At 57.1% G+C, this 22574-nt stretch carries 17 protein-coding genes, 1 tRNA gene and 1 riboswitch; of the genes, 12 read left to right on the forward strand and 6 right to left on the reverse strand.

Going from position 1 to position 22574, the window contains the following annotated elements:
- Nucleotides 1–9: 9 nt before the first annotated feature.
- A riboswitch (guanidine-III (ykkC-III) riboswitch) is annotated at nt 10–70 on the reverse strand.
- Between the two features lie 392 nt (nt 71–462).
- The 6 genes from ACGG9J_RS07645 to ACGG9J_RS07670 form a co-directional block, all read right to left on the reverse strand.
- Nucleotides 463–4497, reverse strand: coding sequence for a carboxypeptidase regulatory-like domain-containing protein (locus ACGG9J_RS07645; RefSeq protein ID WP_390135058.1), 4035 nt, complete (start codon nt 4495–4497; stop codon nt 463–465).
- Between the two features lie 448 nt (nt 4498–4945).
- A complete protein-coding gene (locus ACGG9J_RS07650) occupies nt 4946–5170 on the reverse strand; it encodes a hypothetical protein (RefSeq protein ID WP_390135060.1) in 225 nt (74 codons plus the stop codon).
- A gap of 697 nt (nt 5171–5867) precedes the next feature.
- Nucleotides 5868–5943, reverse strand: a tRNA-His gene (locus tag ACGG9J_RS07655).
- Between the two features lie 121 nt (nt 5944–6064).
- Nucleotides 6065–6547, reverse strand: coding sequence for an ASCH domain-containing protein (locus ACGG9J_RS07660; protein ID WP_390135062.1), 483 nt, complete (start codon nt 6545–6547; stop codon nt 6065–6067).
- Nucleotides 6513–7082 (reverse strand): DNA-deoxyinosine glycosylase, encoded by a 570-nt coding sequence (locus ACGG9J_RS07665; protein ID WP_390135064.1) that lies wholly within the window; start codon nt 7080–7082, stop codon nt 6513–6515. Before ACGG9J_RS07665 ends, ACGG9J_RS07660 begins: the two co-directional genes overlap by 35 nt.
- Nucleotides 7079–8077, reverse strand: a complete 999-nt coding sequence (locus tag ACGG9J_RS07670) for a YwiC-like family protein (RefSeq protein WP_390135066.1) — start codon at nt 8075–8077, stop codon at nt 7079–7081. Before ACGG9J_RS07670 ends, ACGG9J_RS07665 begins: the two co-directional genes overlap by 4 nt.
- A 112-nt stretch (nt 8078–8189) precedes the next feature.
- Between ACGG9J_RS07670 and ACGG9J_RS07675 the strand changes: the two genes are divergently transcribed.
- The 12 genes from ACGG9J_RS07675 to ACGG9J_RS07730 all read left to right on the forward strand — a co-directional run bounded on the left by ACGG9J_RS07675 (nt 8190) and on the right by ACGG9J_RS07730 (nt 22326).
- Nucleotides 8190–8558, forward strand: coding sequence for a DUF488 domain-containing protein (locus tag ACGG9J_RS07675; RefSeq protein ID WP_390135350.1), 369 nt, complete (start codon nt 8190–8192; stop codon nt 8556–8558).
- Nucleotides 8559–9082: 524 nt separating this feature from the next.
- Nucleotides 9083–9454 (forward strand): 30S ribosomal protein S12, encoded by a 372-nt coding sequence (gene rpsL, locus ACGG9J_RS07680; RefSeq protein WP_015022141.1) that lies wholly within the window; start codon nt 9083–9085, stop codon nt 9452–9454.
- A gap of 3 nt (nt 9455–9457) precedes the next feature.
- Nucleotides 9458–9928, forward strand: a complete 471-nt coding sequence (gene rpsG, locus ACGG9J_RS07685; RefSeq protein WP_015022140.1) for a 30S ribosomal protein S7 — start codon at nt 9458–9460, stop codon at nt 9926–9928.
- Between the two features lie 26 nt (nt 9929–9954).
- Nucleotides 9955–12081, forward strand: a complete 2127-nt coding sequence (fusA, locus tag ACGG9J_RS07690; protein ID WP_390135069.1) for an elongation factor G — start codon at nt 9955–9957, stop codon at nt 12079–12081.
- A gap of 195 nt (nt 12082–12276) precedes the next feature.
- Nucleotides 12277–13476, forward strand: coding sequence for an elongation factor Tu (gene tuf, locus ACGG9J_RS07695; protein WP_101432623.1), 1200 nt, complete (start codon nt 12277–12279; stop codon nt 13474–13476).
- Between the two features lie 236 nt (nt 13477–13712).
- On the forward strand, nt 13713–14276 hold the full coding sequence (gene efp, locus ACGG9J_RS07700; protein ID WP_101432622.1) for an elongation factor P: 564 nt from the start codon (nt 13713–13715) through the stop codon (nt 14274–14276).
- Nucleotides 14277–14298: 22 nt separating this feature from the next.
- Entirely contained in the window at nt 14299–14979 is a 681-nt protein-coding gene (nusB, locus tag ACGG9J_RS07705) for a transcription antitermination factor NusB (RefSeq protein WP_390135072.1), read from the forward strand.
- A gap of 196 nt (nt 14980–15175) precedes the next feature.
- A complete protein-coding gene (gene carA / locus ACGG9J_RS07710) occupies nt 15176–16387 on the forward strand; it encodes a glutamine-hydrolyzing carbamoyl-phosphate synthase small subunit (protein WP_390135351.1) in 1212 nt (403 codons plus the stop codon).
- Complete coding sequence (carB, locus tag ACGG9J_RS07715; RefSeq protein ID WP_390135074.1) at nt 16380–19754, forward strand: carbamoyl-phosphate synthase large subunit; 3375 nt, start codon at nt 16380–16382, stop codon at nt 19752–19754. The genes carA and carB overlap by 8 nt, the downstream gene beginning before the upstream one ends.
- A gap of 98 nt (nt 19755–19852) precedes the next feature.
- Entirely contained in the window at nt 19853–20476 is a 624-nt protein-coding gene (gene gmk / locus ACGG9J_RS07720) for a guanylate kinase (RefSeq protein WP_390135352.1), read from the forward strand.
- Between the two features lie 111 nt (nt 20477–20587).
- A complete protein-coding gene (locus ACGG9J_RS07725; RefSeq protein ID WP_390135076.1) occupies nt 20588–21493 on the forward strand; it encodes a glycyl-radical enzyme activating protein in 906 nt (301 codons plus the stop codon).
- 86 nt (nt 21494–21579) lie between these two features.
- The gene (locus ACGG9J_RS07730; protein WP_390135078.1) at nt 21580–22326 is read left to right on the forward strand and encodes a DeoR family transcriptional regulator; all 747 of its coding nucleotides are present in this window, start codon (nt 21580–21582) and stop codon (nt 22324–22326) included.
- Nucleotides 22327–22574: the final 248 nt, after the last annotated feature.

Consider the following 22574-nt stretch of genomic DNA (forward strand, 5'->3'; position numbering starts at 1 on the left):
GTGATCTAATGAGCGTCGTCGTCAATCCGGGTACGGCGCCTCTCGTCCGGGGAAGGGATGCTTCCGAAAGACACTGTAGCACCACTGGCAAGGGCCGAAGGTCTGGTGCGTATCTGCATATGCAGAAGATGAATGGACTGCCATATGCGGCAGGCATTGTACTGTTTCCCACGCTCCGTTAGATTGCAGGAGGGCATTGCCGAAGAATCGATAAAATCCCGAAGAGCTTAAGCTGCATAATGGCTTTATATTTTTCACCCCGGAAGATGGAGACTGACGGATAGAGGATCTAGATAAATGCAGAAGAAGAGGGGTGTATTGGCTCTTGGCAACGGTCTCATCTTTATCAATACAGTTGACTGTTATACCCTGCATTCCTACCTGAAACAGCAGGAATGCAGGGTATAACTCAGCCAAGAAACGGTGATCCTCTGTCTTTGAAGACGTTGGAGACCAGTGGTATTACTTCTTCATTTTGTTACTGGATCTTAGTGCGCCTCGTTTGTTGAGAAGGATCAATGCCAAGCCGCAAGCCGATGCCGCAGCGGCTGCCAGGAACACAATTGAAAGTTCGGTCCCTGTGTTCGGCATTGACTGGTCCCTGGATCCAGGTTGACGGGCTTTCGCCGTTTTGGTGACTGCCTGGGAGTTATTCTGCGGCTTTGTTTGTTGAATTTGACTGTTGCTGTTGTCGCCGCTTATTTGGGAATTTTGCTCGTTCTGGCGCTGTATTTTAATCACATATGTTCCCGATTCTCCGGTAAATGAGTCCGTGGTGATGGCGATTGTGTTTAATCCTGGCGTAATTGGTAAGGTCGCATTATTCCCTACGATTTTTACGCCGTTGATTTCCACAGTTTGCTGCTTCCAACCGCGTTCCCACTCGATAGTTACCTTGTCGACTCCGTAATCCAGAATCCGATCTGGCTCGAGCGCGTTCTCTGCCCCTTGATTTTCATAATTGAACTGATGCAGGAATTTGATTCCTTTCAGTTCGAGATTTTGCAGATAAGTGGTTTGAGAAGGATTCGGGCGAATCAGAACAAGTTGATATTGCGCCGTCTTCCCGTTACGCGCGGTGACAGTGATGATTGTCTTTGTTATTATCGTTGCTTCCTGATCCGGAGCTGACTCCGTCAATTTGATGGTTTGGCTTCGGGGCGCGGACTGGTTGTCAATGGAGACCGACGCAAGCGGGTCGGTGGGTGTCACTTTTACGGTTGCCTCTGTAAGGAATGGATTGCGGAATGTGGCCGTGTATGTTTCGTCTTTGATATCAGGTTCGAGGGTTTCCTCTTCCGCAGTGACCTGAAGGGCGTCGATTGAGGTGATATCCGTATGCATTGGCTCTCCGAGGCCGATGCGCAGGTAGTCGATCATCCAATCGCCCTTGTTCGTTCCATTGATAAACAGGCTGCAATAGTCCATAGCCTTGTCAGCAGGGATGGTTCTTAATGGACGGTCCTTGAGAACAGGAGTGTTCATATCATCGACATAGAGGCTGAATGTTCCGCTGTCATAGTCAGCAACGTTTCTGATGGTATACCATTGATTCGCTTGGTATGGTTTGACAGTTGTGGTTTTACTAGAGCCTCTGGTGGCGTGCGTGATGATGTCTGAGTTGGAAAAGCCGAAAGTGGCCGTTGGGTTGGTTGAGGCTGTCGGGTCCTTGCCGTTCCAATCCGCAGCATTGTAGGCATACAGAGCTGCTTGATTGGGTGCCGGATTTGATGTTGTCCTTCGAACCCGTGCTTCCATGGTCACAACGCCACTTAGATGCAATGGATTAGCGTTGAAAACCGCTAGAGAGCCACGACTGGATGATGTCTTGTTCAGTCGCAGATATTTGTTTCCAGTTTGCTCCCGATCCTCTTCCACGCTGATGGTTCCCGAATCTCCGATATTATTCGATGTCAGTACGCCATCCATGGTTGATTGGAAGATTCCGTCCTGCTCGTGATTGAAATCCTCGTCAAGAATAGTTTGGTAGCTGTAATGGGGCTTGAGATTGAAATCAATCTTGGAGGTTTGTGCTGCCTGGATATTGATGCCCTCCTTGGAAGCGGTTTCGAATCCTGACTTATGGACAGTGACTCGGTACCCTGTCCCGGCCGGTACGTTCGATAGGGTATAAATGCCATCATTTCCGGTTTTGCCCTGGGCAACGATCTTGCCGTCGGGTGCTGCCAGACTGATGGAGGCGCCCGCTATGGGATCGGCGCCGGAGGCGACCTTTCCAGTCAGGCTCCCCATGGTTGTTGACAAAGGTCCCAACTTGAGATCTACGGTGGTTCTTCCTCCGATAATCGGGCTGATTTTCTGCCATGATCCTGCTTGGTAGCCTGTTTTCGTGGCACGCAGCTCATAGGTGCCGGCAGTCAATTCCAAAGCATATTGGCCGTGGCCATTCGTCGTGACGGTGGTAGAATTTTGGTTGACTTGAGCTTGCGACACCGGTTGTCCTTCGGCATCGGTGACCGTACCGACAATCAGCCCCTTATCTTGTTGCGGAACGTACATCGCAGGCCCTATATCTGGTCTGTCTGTGATTTTCCGGCCAAAAATGTCGTAGGGACTTGAGATTTGGTCCTTGGTTCCCATCCCGGATACGTGCATGCCGGGCGCCGATGCCGCAATATCAAAGGAATGGCCTGTTGCGATTAATGGCGATGCAGCCGTCGCTACCGCAATATTGGCAATGTTTTGGAGTGGGTCTCCTTGTAGTTTCGGGTCTGAGTTTACTGCATTAGGGTCTGTTGCTGGCGGCACAAGATCCGGACCATAATAAGCATTGTTCGTAAAGGTTACGCCTGGCCATCCATCCTGGAAGAGTGAACCGCTGGTGCCCTTTTGGAAGTTGAGGAAAATATTGTTGAAAACGATATGGATATTCTTCTGGGAATAAATTCTGCTCGGATCTCCGGAGGACGCGAAAAAATGCACTTTTTTGTCGCTGTTGGCAGGCCCCGGATTGCGTGTGTTGTCAAACAGGTTGTTGTATACGATATTGACGCCTGAATCGCCATGAGGATTGATGTAGTTCCTCTCGACATTGGCGACAAAATTGTATCGGAGCACAGCTGTGCTGAAGGAGAAGCCGCATAGGAGGAATCCTTCGCCTGAATCATGGACATAGTTGTGTTGAATAAGAATGTTGGATGTGCCCCTGTCGGCATCAATGCCATTCGAATCAGCTGCTCCGGTTCTGTTCGTCAATTCGCCGACATCGTTGTTTTCGACGATGATGTTGTCGTCCCAGTAGAGCTCAATGCCTGAGACGCCGGCGCCGTCTATGACATTTCCGTCAACGCTTGCTGCTCGTACGCTGGTCAGGTAAACAGCATCCCATCCGTACTGAGTATTGCGATTGGACAAATAGTTTTCGGAAATGCTGATGTTGCTGTGAGGAAGCCAATCGGGATCTTCGTGCAGATTTCCATTGGTGTCAACGCTGGCCTTGGCTCGATCGCCCCAGCCGGGTTTCTTGTCCTGATACCTTGCGGTGCCCATGCCTGAGAACTGCTTGAAGACGATATTGGCAAACGCTGTGTCGATGATCTGATTGTGCTGAATGCGCACATTCTGGAATCGCGATCCATGGTTTGCATCACCTTTGAGCCCCTCCAGGACAAGGCCGCCAGTGCGTTTGGAACGATCAACGCCTGCCTTGCTGACTGACCAGGTCACTCCAGCAACGTCATGGATGAACATATTGTGGATTGCCAGACCTTCAATCGTGCCGGCGCTTTCGGCTTGGACGTGAATGCCTCTAAGATCACCAGTATCGGGGTTTTCGGTCCCCGGTACCTGTCCGTTGCCGGATGCCGCGGTAAAGTGCGTCGGGTCAAATCCCTCTTTGGCGTTGGAGATATCCAGATTGGAAATGTCCCAGTACTGCTGATTCGTCAATTGCAACACATCGTTGACAACTCCCCGGCCTTCGAATTTTGGGGCCTTGCCTTCGCCATAGCTGGACAGGATGATCGGATGCTCATTGTCGCCAGACCCTTTGGGTGCCAGGAGGGCAGATGAAGAACCGCCTGCCTCGCCGAGCATGTCTTTCGGAGTGTCACCTGACCACTGGGTAAATGCATAAGCCTCCTTGGCAGTGGTCGTGCCGTTGGCTCGCCATACGCTTCCGGCTTTAAAAAGCAACTGGTCCCCTGGGGACAGACGCACAGTGTTCGGCTTGCCCAGGGATTTCCATGCCGTCGCAGGACTTTTGCCGTCTTTGGAGTCATCCCCGAGCATGGAGTCGACATAATAGGTCGTCCCTTTGGGGGCTTTGCTCGGCTGACCGTTGACTGACATGTAACCTTGTTTGCCTGTGGTCCTGCCCTCCTCTTTGAGTGCGGTTTTGTCCGTGTATCCTGAGTCGCTGATCGAGGAGGCTGAGTGAGCGGGAGCTGCTGCTGCCGTCAAGGGCGTAAGTCCGATGACGATCAGTGTGGCCAGTATGCTCAGCATCCCAATTCGACCTCGGTGTGATTGCTTCATGATCGAGTCCAATCTTCGTCGATGCCCTGATCTCCGCTTATTTTCATGACTGGGCGTAAACGCTTCAATATAGCCTTAGGCGTTCATGATCATTCACGATGGAAGCGATCTGACTGTCTGCCTTAGTCACGTAGTAAGCAATAATATTATATCATATTACAGAAAACAATGAAAATTACAGAAATAGAATCTCTATTTTCATAAATATCCTATTGAAGCTTGAGCAGCGTTTTCTTGAAGGAACGTTGACCTTGTAATCCTCAGGAATAGATACTGCTGCCAGGTATCGCTCTCTCAAAAAGGTCGTCAGCATACTTGACGGATGTTACGGTCATGGAAGAGTGAGCGAGTTAATGCGCTGACTTGGGCATCGTTCTTTATGGGCGAATGAAGTAAAATAATATGAACATAGGTCATGATTTACGTCTTATGATCTGACGGAGTCGTACTATGTAAATGCATCCGCTGAGTAGGCATATGCGACAATATTCATCTGATGGAATGCCGTCATTCGCGGTCCGTGTTCAACACTGCCTATTGTTTTTTCTTTTGGCAGTAATGTATTTCGGATGGTCGAAATATCACAAGGGGCTTCAGCTCGATCGTCGCCGCAGTTATGCACACTTTCCAGCATCATAAAATATGCTGTCCCTCCCTGAACAGCCAGAGCCATGAAACAATACTCCGACGCATTTACTTGCATGTGGCTGAAGTCCCATGCTGATATTCATTGTTGATGTACTGCTTAGTGAGGTCGACGTTTCTCATCATGTTTTTAAAGTGAAAATTGAGGTCTTAAAGTACAGTGCTCACATAAACAAAAGTTCGGAAGATAGCGCTGCTTATACATGCTAAGTCAAGTAAATTGTAATACGTCATGGAGTGAGGAATGGCAATTATTGCGGTCCCTGCAGGAATGTAGATGAAGTGCGGATCATCATGCCAGCCCTTGACCCATCTTCTGACTGTCTGCACTCCTAATATCAATGACTGCAAAGAAGCCAGAAAACGATTTCGTGCCTCTCAAAAGCGAAAACTTGAAATTGCACTGGATGAATTCTTGAGTAGAAATGGCCGGGTTGTAATACGAAAGCAGCAGATGAAAAAAGCAACGCTGATGAATTGGTCCCCGTGCTTATGCTTTTGCTGCTTGGCTGGTTTAACAGCGCCTTTCTTTTCTGTTTTTCATGAGTCTCATGATGAATGGTCTAGCAATGGAATTGGCGCGACTGGCCCAATGCTCTATCTGTCTCTATTGAATGCCATGCGGACGGTTCTGTAGAAGAAAAGGCTGGCCCGACTTGGCCGATATTCCATTTCGGTACTTCGCATAAAATTCCCGCTTCCTCATCGGGAGTAGGGGTTTGAGATGGGGTGGCTAACGCGGCTCGAACGCGCGACCTCCTGAACCACAATCAGGTGCTCTACCAACTGAGCTATAGCCACCATAGCGAATCAACCCGCATCGCGGATCAATGCAACAGATGAAACTATACACGATGGCATGACATGGCACGCCGGTGAGGTGTGACCGATCCGATAAAGGCTGTGTTTTGTCTTTGGACCTTCAGTTCACGACCACGGCTTCTACATGAAAAGTCTCCAGCACCACCAGGGTTTGATCATCGACGATGAAGTCCGGATCATCCAGTGCTTGTCGCATGTTTTCTGAGGTCCAGAAGGACTCATGAGCCATACGCCACTCAGTAAGGCTTTTATAGTTTTCTCCTTCATTCAGAACGTGTTGCCACGTGACCAAGCCCAGTTGGGTCACGCTCACCGAGGCATATCCAAGGACGGCAACTGGCTGGTCATCTGAGTTCACCAGAACCGTTTGTCGGCCGGAGGAGGGGAGTGGTTCATGATCGTGGATGAACTCTGCTATCAGGCTGGTCGTAGTAGTTTTGCGCCCATCTAGGATTGCTGCCACCAGGCGATCGCGTTCTGGGCCAGGGAAGGCGAATTCATCCCTGGGAAGATTTCCGACATCTCGGGCTTGAACAGTTAGTACTTGTCTATTTGCCATAGTAGTTGCGTGTGTCTTGCCCACTAAGCTCTTCGCTATCGAGCGCTTTTCTTATGGGCTGGTAGGCCTTGAACAGATCGGCAAGACTCATGGCGGCGTTGGCGGGGCTGGTGGACGGCAGGTTGATCATCGTAGGCCGATGTCCCTTCTCCTTCAATTTCGGCAGACAGTAGCGACGGTAAAGCTGGCCGGCCTTGCGTCCAGTGGTGAATATGGTGCCGATGGGAGCACGGTCCAGCAGGCTGGCGATGTCGGTCGGCACCACCCCGGTGATTGAAGCGTCGGAGGCGCCGCAGATGTCGCATTCCTGGATGACATCCCAGAGCGCTATATGGTGTTTGAGCGCGAATTGGGCGCGAACAGCCGGGTCGGGCTCTGGAACCGGCTGATCGAAGAGAGCGGCCAGCACAGGCCAAAAACGGTTGCGCGGAAACATGTAGTAGAAGTTGGCTGCGCGAGAACTCGGGCTGGGAATGGATCCTAGGATCAGCACACGGGAGCGGTCATCCCAGACAGGCCCGAACCCGTGGGTGACATGTGTGGCCGAACCTGCAGTCATGCACCGAGCAGGCTTGTCAAAGACGCGGTCATCACGTCAGTTTGAGCGATTACCAGGATGAAGACCATCAGGCTGGTTGCGCATTCAACTAGGCCCACATACAGAATGGGAATGCGGCGCCGATGGGCGATTGCGGGCAACAGGGCAGCACGCACCAGCAGAACCAGGGCGGTCAACAGAGGCCACCATCCTGCGGTGTGCACCATGGCGACCCCGATCAGGCAGAGGGCCAGGTTCCAAGCCAGCGAAAGCAGGTAGCACCAGGTCTTTCCGCGCTCGCGGATCATGGTCTTAACGAAGATGACCGAGCCGAACTGGGTCACAGCGAAAACGGCCGCGCTGACAACTCCGATTGATGGCAGGGCGTCGCTTGGGAAAAATCCGCTGCCGAAGCAGTCCACAGCAGGATTCGGCTGGCATCCAAAGTAGTCAATGTTGTCGACGCCCAGACTGGGTTCCGGCTTCTGGAACCGTGATCCAAGGGAGATGGCGATCAGACAGAGCGTGCAGGCCGCGATTACTGCTACTGTATCGTTCCACCAGGAGCGTTCCGTGCGCATCCAGGCGGCCGCAAAATTCAGCACGCCTAGGACCAGGTACAGTGGTGCCCACCGCAGGAGCCCAGGGGTACCGATCAGCAGGATCAACCCGGTCACGGCCGTGAGTAGGGCATATCCCAGAGCCGGTGGCGCGAATCTGGCGGCTCGATGCGAGACCATCCACCGTGAACCAGTGAACTCAAAGCAGTAGCAGAAAGCCCAGGCGACCATGAGCAGCAGGCTCCTCCAGGTCGGGCCTCCAACCAGCAGACCGGCCAGTCCCGGCATCAAGGCCATGGCCCATCCGCCTATCTGGTCGGGTATCCATAGCCGCCGCCACTGTCGTCCTTTTGGTCCTGATCCTGTCGATTTTGCTGATCTGCGGGCTTGAGGGCTTGGTCTGCTGCCGTTTGATCCGGCGGCCTTGCCTCTGTCTGCGTCTGTAAGCATACTCATCAGCCTACGCCCTGGTATGGCTGTCACTGCCTCTTCCGTAATGCCAATTCGGTCAATATCATGGTCCAAGGAGACGTGAATCACATGGGTCTCTGGTTTCAGGAGGCAAATGATGGGTCAGGTGGATATAAAGCGCGTATACGAGCAGGCGGCTGACGAGGACGGGGTCCGCATCCTTGTCGACAGGCTCTGGCCTCGCGGCGTCAGCAAGGAGCGGGCAGCCCTGTCCGGCTGGCTCAAAGATGTCGCTCCCAGTCCGGACCTGCGGCGCTGGTGGCATCATGATCCGGACCGCTTCGAGGACTTCGCACGCCGCTACCGCACTGAGCTGGATGACAATCCTGCCCTGGAGGATCTGCTGAGCATTGTACGAGAACATGATCGGACGACACTGGTCTATGCAGCCAAGAATCCAGCCGTCAACCATGCTCTGATTCTGCGCGACTACATCCGGCAGGCTCTTGAGAAGGAAGATAAGTAGACAGCTAGCCATCCACAAATCCAGAGCATTTCCGGACACGGACAATTACATTCCCGGGCGCTGCCATTTATATATATTCCTATATATATTCGACACTTATAACGCACCTGCATTAGGAATTTGTCATAGGCGGGTATCCGATTACTGAAATCTATATAGATGATGCGGTATGCGAAAAGGTCTGTTACAAGTCTGCTGCGAGGGCTTTACTATTGATGGTTCCGGTGTGCCATCACACTAAGCAAAGCCTAGAGCGTATAGCCTCGAGCTACGCGGAACGATGTCTGACCCGGTGATATACTTTTCAACGTGTGTGCCGACAGCGCGCCTTATGTCACAGGTGAGCTTGTCGGGATATCCCCGAATCCGAAGAGTGCAGGCAGCAATGCCCGGCAGGAGGATCAGGGGCCATCGGGCCGGTGGACAGTGGCTGATCTCTCCTCCTGGGAGCGACTGCGGCTGCGGTGCGGCGGTCTCGCAGTGCAAACGAAGACAAGTTCATCGAAGGAATCGGAGAGAGTCAGTTGCCAACAATTGAACAGCTCGTCCGCAAAGGGCGCAAGGCCAAGCCTCGCAAGTCGAAGACTTTGGCACTCAAGGGCAGCCCGCTGCGTCGCGGCGTATGCACCCGTGTCTACACCACCACCCCCAAGAAGCCGAATTCGGCTCTGCGGAAGGTTGCCCGTGTCCGTCTGAGCTCCGGCATTGAGGTTTCCGCCTATATCCCCGGCGAGGGCCATAACCTGCAGGAGCACTCCATCGTGCTGGTGCGGGGCGGACGTGTCAAGGATCTGCCCGGCGTGCGCTACCACATCGTGCGCGGTGCGCTGGATACCCAGGGAGTCAAGGATCGCAAGCAGGGCCGTTCCCTGTACGGAGCAAAGAAGGCCAAGTAACACATGTCACGCAAAGGACCAGCTAAAAAGCACCAGCTCCTGCCGGATCCCATCTACGGTTCCACCGTGGTGGCCCAGCTGATCAACAAGATCCTGCTGGACGGCAAGAAGTCCATCGCCGAGAACATCGTCTACACCGCTCTGGAGCAGGTCAAGGAGAAGACCGACCAGGAGCCTGTGGCCGTGCTCAAGCGCGCCCTGGACAATATTCGTCCCAGCCTGGAGGTCCGCAGCCGTCGTGTCGGCGGTGCAACCTACCAGGTCCCCGTCGAGGTCAAGCCGAACCGCGCCAATACGCTCTCGTTGCGGTGGCTGACTGATTACAGCCGTGCCCGTCGCGAGAAGACCATGTCGGAGCGGCTGGCCAACGAGATCCTTGATGCCTCCAACGGCCTGGGTGCCGCGGTCAAGCGCCGTGAGGACACCCACAAGATGGCCGAGGCCAACAAGGCGTTCGCCCACTATCGCTGGTAATCCCAAGAGAGCGAGAACAAGGAATTATGGCACAAGACGTGCTCACGGACCTGACCAAGGTCCGCAACATCGGCATCATGGCCCACATCGATGCCGGCAAGACAACGACGACCGAGCGTATCCTCTACTACACCGGCGTCAACTACAAGATCGGCGAGACCCACGACGGCGCCTCCACCATGGACTGGATGGACCAGGAGAAGGAACGTGGCATCACGATCACCTCCGCTGCCATCACAGCCTTCTGGAACCGCCAGTCCCACGATCCTGAGGACCGCTACCAGATCAACATCATCGACACTCCCGGCCACGTTGACTTCACCGCCGAGGTGGAGCGCTCCCTGCGCGTGCTTGATGGCGCTGTTGCGGTGTTCGATGGCAAGGAGGGCGTGGAGCCCCAGTCCGAGACCGTCTGGCGTCAGGCCGACAAGTACGGCGTGCCCCGCATCTGCTTCATCAACAAGATGGACAAGCTGGGCGCCGACTTCTACTACTCGGTGGACACCATCAAGGACAAGCTGGGCGTCAAGCCGCTGGTCATGCAGCTGCCTATCGGCGCTGAGAGCGACTTCCACGGCGTGGTCGACCTGGTGCGCATGGTCGCCTACTACTGGAAGGACGAGGCCGACCTCGGCGCCAAGTACGAGACCATCGACATCCCCGATGATCTCAAGGACAAGGCCGAGCAATACCACACCGAACTGCTTGAGGCCGTGGCCGAGTCGGACGAGGACCTGCTGGAGAAGTACCTGGGTGGCGAGGAGATCTCCCAGCAGGAGATCCGCACCGCTGTGCGCAAGATGACCATCGAGCAGTCGGCCTTCCCGGTCTTCTGCGGATCCGCTTTCAAGGACAAGGGCGTGCAGCCCATGCTGGACGCGGTCGTGGACTACCTGCCCAGCCCCGAGGACGTGCCGGCCATCAAGGGCTACAAGATCGGCGACGAGTCTGTCGAGATCGACCGCAAGCCCACGGTGGACGAGCCCTTCTCGGCCTTGGCTTTCAAGGTGGCCACCCACCCCTTCTACGGCAAGCTGATCTACGTGCGTGTCTACTCCGGCAAGGTGGCTCAGGGCGATACCGTCCTGGACTCCACCAAGGGCAAGAAGGAGCGCGTCGGCAAGCTCTTCCAGATGCACTCCAACAAGGAGAATCCGGTCGACGAGGCTATTGCTGGCAACATTTACGCCTTTGTCGGTCTCAAGAGCGTCACCACCGGTGATACCCTGTGCGACGAAAAGGAACCGTTGGTGCTGGAATCCATGACCTTCCCCGATCCTGTGATCGAGGTGGCCGTGGAGCCCAAGACCAAGGCCGATCAGGAGAAGATGGGCATCGCCCTGCAGAAGCTCTCCGAGGAGGATCCCACCTTCCAGGTCAAGACGGACGAGGAGTCCGGCCAGACACTGATCTCCGGCATGGGCGAGCTCCAGCTGGACATCCTGGTGGACCGCATGCGCCGTGAGTTCCACGTGGAGTGCAACGTGGGCAAGCCCCAGGTGGCATACCGCGAGACCATCCGCAAGCCTGTCATGAACCAGGAGTACACCCACAAGAAGCAGACCGGCGGCTCCGGACAGTTCGCCAAGGTGCTCATGAACTTCGAGCCCCTGGATACCACCGAGGGCGAGACCTACGTCTTCGAGAACAAGGTCACCGGCGGCCACATCACCAAGGAGTTCATCCCCTCGGTCGATGCGGGCGTTCAGGAGGCCATGGAGTCCGGCGTGCTGGCAGGCTTCCCGGTCGTAGGCGTCAAGGCGACCCTGACCGATGGCCAGATCCATGAGGTCGACTCCTCGGAGATGGCCTTCAAGATCGCTGGCTCCATGTGCTTCAAGGAGGCCGCTCCCAAGGCCAAGCCCGTCATCCTCGAGCCCATCATGGCTGTCGAGGTCCGTACTCCCGAGGAGTACATGGGCGACGTCATGGGCGACATCAACTCCCGTCGTGGTTCCATCCAGTCCATGACCGACGCCACCGGCGTCAAGGTCATCGACGCCAAGGTGCCCCTGTCGGAGATGTTCGGCTACATCGGCGACCTCAGGTCCAAGACCCAGGGGCGCGCCATGTTCACCATGCAGATGGACTCCTACGCTCAGGTCCCCAAGGCTGTCAGCGACGAGATCATCAAGGCCCAGCGGGGCGAGTAATGCCGTGCCGGTCTGCCGCCACGGCGGGCCGCCGCAAAAAGGCTCTTCTGTCACAAGTCGGCGTTACACTCTTGTAGCGCTGACTGGGCGGAGGGCAAAAGTGGCAAAGAACCCGATAACCCAGTAATATGTAGCGAGTGCTCTGTGCGTGGTTCGTGCAGGCAACCTACGAGACGTCCAGGAGGACAAAACACAATGGCAAAGGAAAAGTACGAGCGGAACAAGCCGCACGTTAACATTGGCACCATCGGCCACGTCGATCACGGCAAGACCACCCTGACCGCGGCCATCTCCAAGGTGCTGCATGAGGAGTACCCGGACGTCAACCCCGAGTACGATTTCGCTCAGATCGACGCTGCTCCTGAGGAGAAGGAGCGCGGCATCACCATCAACATCGCGCACATCGAGTACCAGACCGCCAAGCGCCATTACGCCCACGTGGACTGCCCCGGACACGCCGACTTCGTTAAGAACATGATCACCGGCGCTGCTCAGATGGATGGCGCCATCCTGGTGGTCGCCGCCACTGACGGCCCCATGGCCCAGACTCGCGAGCACGTGCTGCTGGCCCGCCAGGTCGGCGTGCCGAAGATCCTGGTCGCTCTGAACAAGTGCGATATGGTCGACGACGAAGAGCTGATCGAGCTGGTCGAGGAGGAAGTCCGCGATCTGCTGGACGAGAACGGCTTCGACCGCGACTGCCCCGTCATCCGCACCTCCGCCTACGGCGCCCTGCATGACGATGCACCTGACCACGACAAGTGGGTCCAGACCATCAAGGACCTCATGGATGCCGTCGACGACTACATCCCCACTCCTGTCCACGACCTGGACAAGCCCTTCCTGATGCCCATCGAGGATGTCTTCACCATCTCCGGCCGTGGCACCGTGGTGACCGGTCGTGTCGAGCGCGGCAAGCTGCCCGTGAACACCAACGTGGAGATCGTCGGCCTGCGTGACACCCAGTCCACCACCGTCACCTCCATCGAGACCTTCCACAAGCAGATGGACGAGGCCGAGGCTGGCGACAACACCGGTCTACTGCTGCGCGGCATCGGCCGTGAGGACGTTGAGCGCGGCCAGGTCGTGGCTGCTCCCGGCACCGTGACCCCTCACCACAAGTTCGAGGGCGAGGTCTATGTGCTGACCAAGGACGAGGGTGGACGCCACTCGCCGTTCTTCTCCAACTACCGTCCGCAGTTCTACTTCCGGACCACCGACGTCACCGGCGTCATCACCCTGCCCGAGGGCGTGGAGATGGTTCAGCCCGGCGATCACGCCACCTTCTCGGTCGAGCTGATTCAGCCCGTCGCCATGGAGGAGGGCCTGACTTTCGCTGTTCGTGAAGGCGGCCACACGGTCGGCTCAGGTCGAGTCACCAAGGTCATCGAGTAGGATTGCCTGTCGCTTATCGACACAATTCAATGACGGGGCCCGGAATCCTTCCTGTGATTCCGGGCCTCGCCCATATCCGGCCAGATTCGCCACTGAGCCGATTGCGGTGTTCATGCGCCGTGGCATAATAGGCGAGGATTTATCGCGAGCGGGCCGGATCCTGTGTGGCCCGGTGCTTTCGGCAGATGGCCAGGAGCCCTCCGAAGGAACGTTCATCAGAATGAGGTGGTATCAAGGTGGCACAGACTTCTAACGACATCAAGAACGGATCGGTCATCAACCTGGACGGCAAGCTGTGGACCGTCATCAAGTTCCAGCACGTGAAGCCGGGCAAGGGGCCGGCCTTCGTGCGCACGACCATCAAGGACGTCCTCTCGGGCAAGATCGTGGACCGCACCTTCAATGCAGGCATGAAGATGGACTTCGAGACCGTCGACAACCGGACCATGCAGTACTCCTACCGGGACGGCGACTCCTTCGTCTTCATGGACATGAACACCTACGAGCAGGTCAACATCCCCGAGGCCCTGGTCGGCGATCAGGAGCGCTTCCTGCTTGAGGGCACCGACTGCATCATCAGCTTCCATGACGGCAACCCCCTGTCTGTGGAGCTGCCCGCATCCGTGGTGCTGACGGTGACCGAAACCGAGCCCGGCGTCCAGGGCAACCGCTCCAACGCCGGCACCAAGCCCGCCACCGTGGAGACCGGGGCCGAGATCCAGGTGCCCCTCTTCGTAGGCGAGGGCGAGAAGGTCAAGGTGGACACCCGCGACGGCTCCTACCTGGGCCGCGAGAACTGAGCAAGTCGGAAACCACACATCCATGGCACGTTCCACAGCCCGCAAGCGGGCCTTGAACACCCTGTATGAGGCCGACGAGAAGAGTCAGGATTTCCTCTCCCTGCTGGAGGAGCGCAAGGCCAGGCCAGGGGCGCAGACACCTCTGCCTGCCTATGCCGTGACCCTCGTTGAGGGTGTGGCAGAGCATCATCAAGATATCGATGGAGCCCTGCAGACCCATTCCACCCGGTGGCCACTGAGCCGCATGCACGTCATCGACCGCAACATTCTGCGTATCGCCGCCTGGGAGATGCTCTACAACCCTGACGTCCCCGACAAGGTGGCCATCGATGAGGCCCTGTCCCTAGCCAAGACCCTCTCGGATGCCGATGCCCCCTCCTTTATCCATGGCGTTCTGAGCGCTCTGGAGCAGGAGAAGGATGAGCATCAGGCTCGTCGTGAGCAAGCCGATCAGATTGCCGCCCTGGCTGATGCCGAGGCCGATGCGGACGTTTCGGATGATGGATCCGAGAACGCAAAAGCAGGGGGTGCAGCCTCCGAGCCGGTTTCCTCTGAGGACGACCCTGCTGACAGCAAGTCGGCATCGGCAGGGGGTACGCACAAGGATGAGGATGCCGACCAGTCGGCTCCCAGTCTGGATCAGTTGAAACTGACGCTGCCGAAGGAACTGATCCCGGATGCGGATCTTCCTTCAGGCGACTGAGCAATGATTCGGATAAAGGCCGACCGATGTCCGCTGGCTGTTAGGGCATCAGGTCGGTCTTTTTCCATATTGAGATTTGTTGACCAGCAGGCCTTGCTGCATGATTTGCCCAATCATCTTCTGGGCGACCTAGTCGGCGTAATCCATGGGGGTCATTAGTATGGGTGCGAATATCCACGGCAAACAAGGGGGTTCGGTGAACCTGAAGGACACCAACGCCATCGCCTCCGATCGTCGTTTCTCCGATTCCGCCATCCTTCTGCTGGAGGACGGCCAGGTGTATGAGGGAAAGGCTTTCGGGGCACTGGGCAGCACTATCGGTGAGGTCGTATTCGCCACGGGGATGACCGGGTACCAGGAAACTCTGACCGATCCCAGCTATGACAGACAGATTGTAGTCCAGACGTTTCCGCACATCGGCAATACCGGTGTCAACGGGGAGGACGGTGAGTCGTCTCGGATATGGGTGGCCGGATATGTGGTCCGGGAACCCAGTCCCACCTTCAGCAACTGGCGGGCTACAGGCGGTCTCCAAGGGGAGATGATCGACCAAGGCATCGTCGGCATCAGCGGCATAGACACTCGCCGGCTCGTGCGGCACCTGCGTTCAGCGGGCGTCATGCGGGCCGGTATTTTTTCCGGCTCGGCCCTGGACGATGCCAGCATCCAGAGTCTCTTGGATCAGGTCAGACAGGCGCCGACCATGGGCGGTTCCCACCTGACCGGCGAAGTCAGCACAGAACACATTTACACGGTGGAGCCTTGTGGTCAGTACCAGGATCAGGAGCCGCTCTGCACGGTGGCTGCTGTCGACCTGGGCATCAAGGCCATGACCCCTCATCGGCTGGCCGAGCGCGGATGCCGGGTCCACCTGCTGCCCGTGGGCACCAGCATGGAGACCATCCGCTCGCTCAATCCAGATGGCGTCTTCTTCTCCAACGGTCCGGGCGATCCCTCTACGGCCGACCATGAGGTGGCCCTCCTGCGCCAGGTGCTTGATGCAAGGCTGCCCTTCTTCGGCATCTGCTTGGGCAACCAGCTGCTGGGCCGTGCCCTGGGCTTCGAGACCTACAAGCTGAAATTCGGTCATCGCGGCATCAATCAGCCGGTCATGGATCTGAGCACCGGCAAGGTGGAGATCACCGCCCACAATCACGGGTTCGCAGTCAGGGCGCCCAAGGGTGACCCGGTGCCCTCGCCCTATGGTGAGGGCCGATATGGTCGTGTTCGGGTCTCTCATGTCGATCTCAACGACGGCGTGGTCGAGGGTCTGGAGTGTCTGGATATTCCGGCATTCTCCGTTCAATATCATCCGGAGGCGGCGGCTGGCCCGCACGATGCCTCCTACCTGTTTGACAGGTTCATCACGTTGATGCAGGACGCCAAGGAAGGGAAGGCACATGCCTAAGCGGCAGGACATCCATTCGGTCATGGTCATCGGCTCGGGGCCCATCGTCATCGGACAGGCGGCCGAGTTTGACTATTCGGGGACCCAGGCCTGCCGGGTGCTGCGCGAAGAGGGGATTCGCGTCATCCTGGTCAACTCCAATCCCGCCACCATCATGACGGACCCCGAAATGGCCGATGCTACCTACATCGAGCCCATCGCCCTGCCCTTCTTGGAGCGGATCATCGCCAAGGAGCGGCCGGATGCGCTGCTGCCCACCCTGGGCGGCCAGACCGCGCTGAATGCTGCCGTCGAGCTGGGCAAGGCTGGCGTGCTGGAGCGCTACGGGGTTGAGCTGATCGGTGCTTCGCTGGAGGCCATCGACAGGGGAGAGGATCGTGAGCTCTTCAAGCAGGTGGTGGACCAGGCCGGCGCCGAGTCAGCCAAGTCCCGCATCGCCCACAGTCTGGATGAGGCCGAGGCAGTTGCCGCTGAACTGGGCTACCCCCTGGTGGTTCGTCCCTCCTTCACCATGGGCGGCCTGGGCTCGGGCATCGCCCACGATCGCGAGGAGCTGCGGCGGATCGCCGGCGCCGGCATCCATTATTCGCCCACCGATGAGATCCTCCTGGAGGAGGGCATCGAAGGGTGGAAGGAGTATGAGCTGGAGCTCATGCGCGACCGCCTGGACAATGTGGTTGTGGTCTGCCCGATCGAGAATGTAGATCCGGTCGGCGTGCACACCGGCGACTCCATCACCGTGGCTCCGGTCTTCACCCTGACCGACCGGGAATATCAGCGCATGCGTGACATCGGCATCGCCATCATCCGCGGCGTGGGGGTGGACACTGGCGGTTGCAACATCCAGTTCGCCGTCAATCCCAAGAATGGCCGGATCATCGTCATCGAAATGAACCCTCGTGTTTCACGGTCTTCGGCTCTGGCTTCCAAGGCCACCGGCTTTCCCATCGCCAAGATCGCAGTCAAGCTGGCCCTGGGATACACCCTGGATGAGATCGAGAACGACATCACCCGTTCAACGCCTGCCTCCTTCGAGCCGACCATCGACTATGTGGTCACTAAGATTCCGCGTTTCACTTTCGAGAAGTTCCCCGGTGCGGACACGACCCTGACCACCTCGATGAAGTCCGTGGGCGAGGCCATGGCTCTGGCCGGCAACTTCCGCGAATCCCTGGGCAAGGCCATGCGCTCCATCGACAAGCGGCACATGACCTTCTCCTGGGATGGCCCCAAGCCCGACCAGGCCGAGACCAACCAGTTGCTAGAGGCCATGCACACTCCCACAGAGCACCGCTACCTGCAGATTCAGCGGGCCTTCTGGGGCGGAGCCACTGTTGAGCAGGTCCACCAGGCCACTAGGATCGATCCCTGGTTCCTGGAGCAGATCAGCATGATCAATGACCTGGCCCTCCAAGTGCGCCAGTCCGAGGTCCTGGATGAGGATCTGCTGCGCCGGGCCAAGCAATCGGGACTGAGCGACCTGCAGATCGCTCACCTGCGCGGTATGGGCGACCAAGGCGAGGCGGTCGTCAGGGAGCTTCGCTGGGCCTTCGGCCTTCATCCTGTCTACAAGACCGTGGACACCTGCGCAGCCGAGTTCGATGCGGTCACGCCCTACTACTACTCCTGCTACGCCGACAAGTCCGAGCTGCGACCCCGTCAGCGCGAAGCGGTCATCATCCTGGGTTCGGGACCCAACCGGATCGGCCAGGGAGTCGAGTTCGACTACACCTGCGTGCACGCCGTCCAGGAGCTGGGCAAGGACTATGACACCATCATGGTCAATTGCAATCCCGAGACGGTCTCAACCGACTATGACATGTCGGACAGGCTCTACTTCGAGCCGCTGACCTTCGAGGATGTTCTGGAGATCTACCGGGCTGAGAAGGCCATGGGACCTGTCAAAGGGGTCATCGTCCAGCTGGGCGGTCAGACGCCCCTGTCCCTGGCGGCCAGGCTCAAGGCAGCCGGGGTACCCATTCTGGGGACCAGTCCTGAATCCATCGACCTTGCCGAGAACCGTGAGCTCTTCGGTCAGGTGCTCAGCAAGGAACATCTGAACGCCCCCCGTTACGGCACCGCCCTTTCCCTGGATGAGGCCAGAGATGCAGCACATGCCATCGGCTACCCGGTTCTGGTCAGGCCCTCCTATGTGCTGGGCGGGCGAGGCATGGAGATCGTCTATGATGACCAACAGCTGAACACTTACGTGGATCGCGCCCTGGAGGAGGCTAAGGCCGATACGGTGGTCTCCGGCCGTCTGCCCTCGCCCCTGTTGATTGACAAGTTCCTTCAGGACGCCATTGAGATCGATGTGGACGCCCTCTATGACGGGCAGGAGCTCTATATCGGCGGAATCATGGAGCATGTTGAAGAGGCCGGAGTCCACTCCGGCGATGCCGCCTGCACCCTGCCGCCCTCCACGCTCTCCGACGACCAGATCAACAGGTTGCGGCAGGCTACCCTGGCAATAGCCCAAGGTTGTGGGGTCCAGGGGCTGATCAATGTTCAGTATGCCTTCATGGCCAACACTCTCTATGTGATCGAGGCCAATCCCCGCGCATCCCGGACCGTCCCATTTGCCTCCAAAGCCACGGGTGCGGCGCTGGCCAAGGCTGCGGCCCGTATCATGGTGGGGGAGTCTATCGCCCAGCAACGAGTCAACGGGCTGCTCTTGCCTGTCGGCGACGGCGGCATGGTCCGTGTCGGCCAGCCTGTGGCGGTCAAGGAGTCCGTCCTGCCATTCAAACGCTTCCGAACTCCGGTGGGTCGGACTGTGGATATTTTGCTGGGTCCGGAGATGCGTTCCACTGGAGAGGTCATGGGCTTCGATCGGGACTTTCCCCACGCTTTCGCCAAGAGCCAGCTGGCCGCCTATCAAGGCGGTCTGCCCACCAGCGGGGTCGTCTTCCTATCGGTCAATGACGCAGACAAGCGCCAGCTGCCCATGCTGGCAGCCCGTCTGCTGGAGCAGGGCTTCAGCGTTTGCGCCACCCGTGGTACTGCCTCCGTTCTGCGTCGGTACGGCTTCGACGTGTCCGTTGTCGATAAGATCAGCGGTGGCGAGGATCAGGGGCAGGCTTTCACTGATGCTGAAGGAGTTAGGCACATGGGTCGCAATCCGGTCCAGCTTATCGAGGATGGAGCTATCGACATGATCCTCAATACTCCGAGTTCCAGAGGTTCGCGCTCCGACGGCTATCTTATCCGGGTGGCCGCCATAGCCGCCGACCTGCCGCAGTTCACCACCGTCACCGAATTTTCGGCCGCCCTGATGGCCATTGACGTGGCCAAGAAGGACGACTACCAGGTCATGAGCATTCAGGAGCACGCGGCCCGGCTGTTGGAGCTGGAGAAGGCCCGGTAGGTGCTGGCTATATGATTGACCCATGTTCCGGTCTGTATAAGCCGGAGGTATGACTTTTGGGAAAGGAAGTGGCCGTGTCAGCGATCAACGGTGTCTACATGTCGAATCAGCGCTCTTCGGGAGAACAGACCGGGGGGCCGGGGAAGACGGGCGGCCGGCTGATCGTGTTGACGGGACCCACGGCTGTCGGCAAGGGCACTGTGGAAGCAGCACTGCGTCATGCCCACCCGGAGGTCTGGGTCTCCGTTTCAGCCACCACCCGCGCGCCGCGTCCGGGCGAAGAGGACGGCATTACTTACTGGTTCATGAATGAGCAGGAGTTTGCCCGCAGAGAGGCTGCCGGCGAGTTTCTGGAGACCGCCCTTGTGCACGGCATGTCCCACTATGGCACCCCGCTGCAGCCGGTCCTGGACCATCTGGAAGCAGGGGTTCCTACAATTCTGGAGATTGACCTGCAGGGGGCGCACCGTGTTCGGCAGAGGGCGAAGGAACTGGATCTGGAAGTGTTCTACGTATTCCTGGCGCCGCCGTCATTCCAGGACCTTGTTACTCGGCTGAACATGCGGGGAACCGAAAATGAGCAGCAGCGGGCACGACGGCTGGAGACAGCCAAGGTGGAGATGGCCTCCGAGGGTCAGTTCGACCAGGTAATAGTCAACGACAACGTGGATAAGGCTGCGCAGGCTCTCTGGAAGGTAATCGCTAGAGAGTATGGACTTTAAGCATTAAGCCTTGCTTGCGCGTTAATAAGGCTTGTATTGCTTTCGTATGTAATGTATTATTACTTCAGACGAAAGAAAAGCCGATTCAGGTCTTGCGCAATGGAGGCGACCATGATATCCGCCACGGTATTCAATATTCAGCAGTTCAGTCTGAATGACGGGCCCGGCATCCGTACGGTGGTCTTCCTCAAGGGCTGCCCTATGAGGTGTGGCTGGTGTTCCAACCCCGAGAGCCAGGTCCGTACGCCTCAGTTCGAATGGGATCCCAAGTCGTGTTCGGGGTGTTCTGCATGCAGTGCTTTGCCTGCGGCCCCTGGGTTTGTCAAGACCGACAGGAGCAGAGCTGTGGACGTGCATGCTCTGCGTTATGACGATCCTGCAGCTTTGGAGGCAGCACGCGAATGCAAGGGATTGAACCTGGTGGGGCGGACGCGTGATCTGGATGAGGTCGTCGATCAATGCATGAAGGATCTGCCGTTCTATCGTCAAAGCGGCGGAGGGGTGACGCTATCAGGCGGCGAACCCCTGGTGTGGGGGCATTTCTGTGTTGCGCTTCTGTCAGCTCTGCAGGATCGGGGCATCGACACCAACGTCGAAACGACCGGACATGTGCCGGAATCGATTTTCAGAAGTGCCCTGGATCACTTGGATCACGTCTTCATCGATATGAAACATTGGGACGAACAGGCCCATAAGCAGGGGACTGGGGTTGGTCTGAATCTGATCGAACGTAACACTAGTTATGCTCTGCATAGCGGCAAGGACGTCCTGATCCGGACCCCGGTGATTCCTGACTATAACGATAAGCTCGATGATGCCAGGAAGATGGCGCGGCGCCTGCTGAGGCTTGGTGCGGACAGGGTCCAGCTTCTGCCCTTCCACAATTTCGGCGAGTCGAAATACGATCTTCTGCAGCGTGACGGCTACAGGTACAGGAATGTGCCCAACACGCACCAGGAGGATCTGGAAGGCTACCGACAGGTTTATGAGCAGGAAGGTGTGCATGCTTTCTTCTGACGCCCACCCGATTTCCGCAACGGCTCCCTGCATTCTAGAATGTTCATGACGGGGCGTGCGACCCCTTCGACGAAGGACGGGTTCAGGTGGACGATCGTGCCAACGGCATCCTTGAGATGCTCATCGACAGAGAGCGGATGGAGGTCAGCGAGCTCGCCAAGGAAATGGGCGTCTCTCAGGTGACTGTACACAAGTATCTGAACGAGCTGGAGAGCCGTGGTCTTATCACCAGAGAGCATGGCTATGCTGCTATCAAAAGCACGGACAATGTCGAAGGTCGCCTGGCTCGCCACTATGAGCAAAAGCTTAGAATCGCGCGCAGAGCCGTCGCCTGCGTGCCTGATGGTGCCACGGTGATCGTGGAGAACGGAAGCTGTTGCGCTCTGCTGGCGGTTGAGCTGGCGCGCACCAAAAAGGATCTGACCATCATCACCAACAGCGCCTTCGTGGCTCGCTATGTCGGTGAGGCTGGCAACTGCCAGATCATTCTGATTGGCGGTATCTATCAGCACAGCGCCCAGGTTCTGGTGGGTCCCATGGTCCCCCTGTGCCTTACTGGCATACAGGTGGATGTGATGTTCATTGGTGCCGATGGATTTGACCCTGATACCGGGTTCGCCAACCGCGATCAGATGCGGGCTCAGGCCGTCCGAGACATGGCTATGCATGCCATGCGCATTGTAATCCTTACTGAGAGCGAGAAGTTCGGTCATAGCAGCACGGTCTCGCTGAATCTTCCCCAAAAGAGCACCATGGTCATCACCGATGACAACATCCCCGACGAGGCTTCGAAACAGCTTATGGAACATGGCATTGAACTGGAGACGGTCTGAATTAGGAGTCTGTTGCGATCGCATAAACCATGGATCAATTGCCTCTCGTCGCACATCTACTGGACCGCTCACCGTCTCCTCTTTTACTGGATGAGTAGCTGACTGACGATCTTCACTGTGAGTCAGGCAGCGGAGACCGGATGAAACTCGTCGATATCTTCTTGTGAATGCACAAAACGGAAGTGCAGAGAACAAGCATTTTTAATATCTTACGAATGAAAGAAATATACGTTTCAAAATTGCAATTA

Origin of the sequence: Bifidobacterium apicola (assembly GCF_042846865.1) — a bacterium.
Lineage (GTDB): Bacteria > Actinomycetota > Actinomycetes > Actinomycetales > Bifidobacteriaceae > Bombiscardovia > Bombiscardovia apicola.

Coding starts and splice junctions, on each gene's coding strand:
- ACGG9J_RS07645 (WP_390135058.1), bottom strand. CDS start 4,497: ATGAAGCAATCACACCGAGGTCGAATTGGGATGCTGAGCATACTGGCC.
- ACGG9J_RS07650 (WP_390135060.1), bottom strand. CDS start 5,170: ATGGCTCTGGCTGTTCAGGGAGGGACAGCATATTTTATGATGCTGGAA.
- ACGG9J_RS07665 (WP_390135064.1), bottom strand. CDS start 7,082: ATGACTGCAGGTTCGGCCACACATGTCACCCACGGGTTCGGGCCTGTC.
- ACGG9J_RS07670 (WP_390135066.1), bottom strand. CDS start 8,077: ATGAGTATGCTTACAGACGCAGACAGAGGCAAGGCCGCCGGATCAAAC.
- ACGG9J_RS07675 (WP_390135350.1), top strand. CDS start 8,190: ATGGGTCAGGTGGATATAAAGCGCGTATACGAGCAGGCGGCTGACGAG.
- rpsG (WP_015022140.1), top strand. CDS start 9,458: ATGTCACGCAAAGGACCAGCTAAAAAGCACCAGCTCCTGCCGGATCCC.
- fusA (WP_390135069.1), top strand. CDS start 9,955: ATGGCACAAGACGTGCTCACGGACCTGACCAAGGTCCGCAACATCGGC.
- tuf (WP_101432623.1), top strand. CDS start 12,277: ATGGCAAAGGAAAAGTACGAGCGGAACAAGCCGCACGTTAACATTGGC.
- nusB (WP_390135072.1), top strand. CDS start 14,299: ATGGCACGTTCCACAGCCCGCAAGCGGGCCTTGAACACCCTGTATGAG.
- carB (WP_390135074.1), top strand. CDS start 16,380: ATGCCTAAGCGGCAGGACATCCATTCGGTCATGGTCATCGGCTCGGGG.
- gmk (WP_390135352.1), top strand. CDS start 19,853: ATGTCGAATCAGCGCTCTTCGGGAGAACAGACCGGGGGGCCGGGGAAG.
- ACGG9J_RS07725 (WP_390135076.1), top strand. CDS start 20,588: ATGATATCCGCCACGGTATTCAATATTCAGCAGTTCAGTCTGAATGAC.